We start from the raw sequence: 4,737 nt of genomic DNA, 5'->3' as shown, positions 1-4,737 counted from the left end.
AGCGTGCCGTACAAAAGTGGACGGCACGCGAAGTGTGATTACAGGAAACCGTACATTGCAGCGAACACCCAGCCAAATACACAGGATACGCTTACGCCGATCAAACCAGGCAGAATGAAGCTGTGGTTAATGACGAAGCGGCCAATGCGGGTGGTGCCGGAACGGTCAAACTGAATGGCCGCCAGATCGCTTGGGTAGGTCGGCAGAATGTAGTAACCGTAGCATGCCGGAGCAGAGGCAACGATGTACGCTGGATCAACGCCGATAGCCAGCGCGACCGGCACGATAGCCGCTAGCGCCGCAGCCTGGGAGTTTACAAACTTGGAGACCAACAGCAGGACAACCGCATAGGCCCACGGATATTCTTTCACCATCTCGCCCAGTACGCCCTGAATTTCAGACATATGTGCGCCGAACATGGTTTCCGCCATCCAGGCAATACCGTACACCGCTACAATCGCGATCATACCTGAACGGAAGACTTCATTTTTAGAGATAGATGCGGGGTTGGTTTTGGTCAGGATGATAATCAGTGCGCCAGTCAGCAGCATGAACATCTGGATAACCAGAACCATTGACAGCGGTTTGCCACCAAAAGAAGGACGCAGTTCAGATACCGCACCCAGGACGGCAACGACAGCGATAGCGGCCAGGAAGATCCACATTGCCAGCCAGTTGCTCTTAGGCAGTTTTTTGTCTAACAGCGTAGCGGTGTCGCCATAGACATAGTGGTGGTTTTCAGGAACGGAAATGAACTTCTGAAAATCTTCGTCTTTGTCCAGATCTTTACCACGGAACCAGCTGAAGATACCGATCGCCAGAATACCCAGCAGGGTAGAGGGGATGGTGATAGCGAGCAGGTCGAGGAATTCGAGGTGCTTGCCTTCAAACGTTACGTTACCCAGCATCGCGACCAGTGACACGACGGCCACGGAAACCGGGCTGGCAATGATACCCATCTGCGCACCGATAGAACTCGCTGCCATCGGACGTTCCGGGCGAATATTGTTCTTAATCGCAACGTCATAGATGATAGGCAGAATGGTGTACACCACGTGACCTGTACCACACAGGATAGTCAGGGTGCAGGTGACAAACGGTGCCACGATGGAAACGTATTTTGGGTTACGACGCAGCAGCTTTTCAGCAATTTGCAGCATAACATCAAGACCGCCGGAGGCCTGCAAGGTTGCGGAAGCAGCGACCACGGCAATAATGACCAGCATAACGTCTACTGGCGGTTTACCCGGCTGGAGATGGAACACGAAAACCAGAATGACCAGACCGATACCGCCTAACAAACCCAGTGCGATACCGCCCTTTCTGGCACCATAAAACAAACATATTAATATTATAAGAAGCTGTATACTAAATAACATTTTATTTACCCTCGCAAAAAACCCAGTCAATTTTTGATAAATGGATCTGTGCCACACTCTTTTATGCTGAAATAAGCATCAGAAAGCGGCCAATATTCGGTATGTCCGTATTTGTGATTAATGTTCAAATATCTGTCTAGAAAATTTTTAAACGTTATTGGAAATATTTAACTTTTTTCTGTGACTTTGTTCTGAGGAGAGAATCCTCAGGCGATGGGAAGCAGAGCATGTTATGAAGAGCATTGGCTGATGTTGTCGTGCAGGTACGTTGTCCCGATTAACCGGAAACTTATCGTCAGCTTTACGTATTCTACTATTACGTGAACCACCGGCAGGATAGGTGAGTGTATTATTTATGTGATCACGCTCACGCCAATTCATGATGCTATGAGGTTGGCGAACGGATTCTTTTATTTGCTCACAAAAATGTACGGTGTCCATAGTACGTAGCATGTTCTCCATTGCTACCGATATAGATTTTTATGTCTGGTTAAAATCAGACTAATCCTTTAGGGGTAAAAATACACATTCTGCGAGTTAGATAATACTTAATTAACTTTTGTTAGTGATTTTGAAATTAAAAACAGTGTGATGTTTGTCAATAATAAAATAGAGCGTTAACATGCTGGATACAATTATATTTGATCTAACGCAAATTCAGTATTTTGCTGTCTATGACAGCAGTAGGGGGATTTTTCATTATTTTAATAACTGTTACTTTTATATAACGAATAATCCCCGTAATGATGTTTATTGGCAGTATTGTTTTAGCAGCGAATAATGCTCAGCCTGAACGCGATAACGATACACCGGTCTGCCAGTCACGCCGTAATGAATGCTGGTAAATAAGATATGACAATTGACCAGCCAGATGAGGTACTTACGACAGGACACACGCGAGATATTGACTTCGTTCGCCAACTCATCAGTAGAGAACTCTTGATCCTGGTGCTCATCAATCCACTGGCACAAGGTACGTAACGTTTGAGGCGTTAATCCTTTGGGTAAGCGACGTGTTTCCTGCTCGGTAGAGGAACTGCCGTGAATCAACTGATCAAGCTCCGACTGTTCATAGTACTGATGTTTTTCCATCTCCGTCTTTTTATGCAGCCAGCCGGTAAGCGCTTCTTCAAAACGGGAAGCCTGAAAAGGTTTTATCAGATAATCGACGACCCCGTAGTGGAGCGAGTCCTTAATGGTGGTAGCATCGGCGGCGGAAGAGATGACAATGACGTCACATTTGCAGCCTTCGCTATGCAGAACGGGCAGCAGATCCAGACCGTTCTCTTTTTGCATATAAATGTCTAACAAAATCAGGTCGATATGATGTTCGCCATGAAAAAGTATTTCTTTGGCTTTCTCCAGCGTAGACGCTGTCCCACAGCAATGAAAACCGGAGAGCTGCGCCACATATCGGCGATTTAACTCCGCTACCATTGCGTCGTCATCGACAATTAAGACATTGATCATCTGCTGGCCCTCTCACCATTCCACGGTAACTGTACAAAAAATTGGGTGAAGATCCCAGGTTCAGATTCGACGGCGATATTGCCGCCAACACTTTCAACCTGCTGTTTAACAAGCGCTAAACCAACGCCCCGTTCGCTTCCTTTTGACGAGACGCCTTTCTCAAATATGTGGTCAATGCGATCGGGAGCGATCCCCGGACCATCGTCATTAACTTCACAATGTAACCAGCTGTGTCGATAGTGTAAGGATACGCTGATCTCACCACCGGCTTCTTGACCTAACGCTTCCAGTGCGTTTTCAATCAAATTCCCCAGAACGGTAATCAGCACGGTCACTTGATCTTCATTGCTGTTTTCCGGTAATTGACTTTCATTACTAATGACAAGGGTATGGCCTAAATCGGATGTGCGATTAATCTTACTGAGTAAAAATCCCGCGATAACCGGGGACTTTATTTTTCCCAGCAATGAGCCGATTTCTTCCTGATAGTTGTTGGCTGTCTTAATTATATAAGTTTCCAACTGCTTATAACTTTTCAGATGCAATAATCCCAGAATCACGTGCAACTTATTCATGAATTCGTGGGATCGTTCACGAAGTGCATCGGCATAGTTGACCATACCATCAAGGCGTTGCATTAGTTTACGGACTTCCGTCTTATCCCTGAACGTTGAAATAGCACCGATGATTTTGCCGTTGCTGATGACCGGCACAGTGTTGATCAGCAGTAGCCGGTCTTTCACGGTGATCTCTTCATCGCGCCGTGGTGTTCCATCACGTAAGACTTCAGAAAAATCGACCACCTGTGACCAGGCATGACTGAGCGTGGAGAGTTGCGCATCGTCTTGTGACTTGCGGTAATCCAGCAGTTCCTGGGCCGCCTGGTTTATCAGCGTGACTTCACCACTGTCGTCAACGGCAATTACGCCTTCCTTTATAGAGTGCAGCATCGCCTGGCGCTGTTCAAACAGGTTGGAGATTTCATAGGGTTCGAGGCCAAACAGAATACGTTTGAGCACCTTGACCAACACCCAGGTACCCAACAAGCCAACCAGAACACCAAATAAGACGGACCAGAAGATACTGTCGCGACTGTTATTAATCTGTTCAGTGACTCTGCTGAGCTCAAGGCCAATCGACACGACGCCAATTTGGCGGTGGTTTTCGTCATAGATGGGGGTAAACACACGCAGTGCTTTAGCCAGAAAGCCGCGATTAATTGCGACGTTTTCTTTCCCTTCCAGGGCCAACAAAATATCGTCGCCTTTAAACCGCTGGCCGATTCGCTGGGCCTCGGGATGTGAATAACGGATGCTTTGCATATTCGTGACGACGATGAACAGGAAGTCGTTGCTTTTATTCACCGCCTGGGCAATCGCTTGAATGCCACTTTCTTGAGGTGCTTTCTGCAGACCCTGACGGATCTCCGGGGAGTCAGCCAGCGTTCGGGCCACCGCAAGGGCTTTGTCCGCTAAGGCATCGCGCGTCATATTGCTAATTTGTGAGAAGTAAATCAGATGAACGACGAGCAGCACGGAGAAAAGTACAGCACTGACCATGAGGATCACGGTGGTGCCGAGCTTCATCGGGCGTTTGCGTATAGCAGTACGTTGCAGAGCGTTTCTCATCACGGTCCTGGAATGACTGATTGTGTGGTTATTATCACCTGATGGGATACGTAATTCAAAGATGGTAGGGGGATTATGGGGCTACTGCCGTTTGCTCTCCTTATATATAGAGTAGAAAACGGGTATGCGTTGGTTTCTTCTTTATAGGATAGGGAATTCCAGGTCGATTTCCATGGGATTCCGTAATATGAGGTTAGAGATTCTGACGGCTTTGTGGATAACTCTGTGTGTAAATGGGTATAAGGCGGGGTTTTGCTGTG

3 protein-coding genes are annotated in these 4,737 nt (G+C 47.1%); all 3 read right to left on the bottom strand.

The features are described from left to right. Positions 1-38: 38 nt before the first annotated feature. Complete coding sequence (gene dcuB, locus FDW95_RS00015; RefSeq protein WP_096758637.1) at positions 39-1,379, bottom strand: anaerobic C4-dicarboxylate transporter DcuB; 1,341 nt, start codon at positions 1,377-1,379, stop codon at positions 39-41. A gap of 750 nt (positions 1,380-2,129) precedes the next feature. Then, positions 2,130-2,849 carry a two-component system response regulator DcuR gene (gene dcuR, locus FDW95_RS00010; protein ID WP_096758636.1) on the bottom strand — a complete coding sequence of 240 codons (720 nt, stop codon included), beginning with the start codon at positions 2,847-2,849 and terminating at the stop codon, positions 2,130-2,132. Continuing rightward, a complete protein-coding gene (locus FDW95_RS00005; protein WP_115259655.1) occupies positions 2,846-4,477 on the bottom strand; it encodes a sensor histidine kinase in 1,632 nt (543 codons plus the stop codon). Before FDW95_RS00005 ends, dcuR begins: the two co-directional genes overlap by 4 nt. Positions 4,478-4,737 lie beyond the last annotated feature (260 nt).

It is taken from the genome of Citrobacter sp. wls718 (assembly GCF_005280945.1).
Lineage (GTDB): Bacteria > Pseudomonadota > Gammaproteobacteria > Enterobacterales > Enterobacteriaceae > Citrobacter > Citrobacter gillenii.
Note: the sequence above shows the minus strand (reverse complement) of the source record. Positions and strands in the feature narration are given on the sequence as shown.

Excerpts from the sequence above, each read along its gene's own strand:
- dcuB (WP_096758637.1), bottom strand. The coding sequence starts at position 1,379 with ATGTTATTTAGTATACAGCTTCTTATAATATTAATATGTTTGTTTTAT.
- dcuR (WP_096758636.1), bottom strand. The coding sequence starts at position 2,849 with ATGATCAATGTCTTAATTGTCGATGACGACGCAATGGTAGCGGAGTTA.
- FDW95_RS00005 (WP_115259655.1), bottom strand. The coding sequence starts at position 4,477 with ATGAGAAACGCTCTGCAACGTACTGCTATACGCAAACGCCCGATGAAG.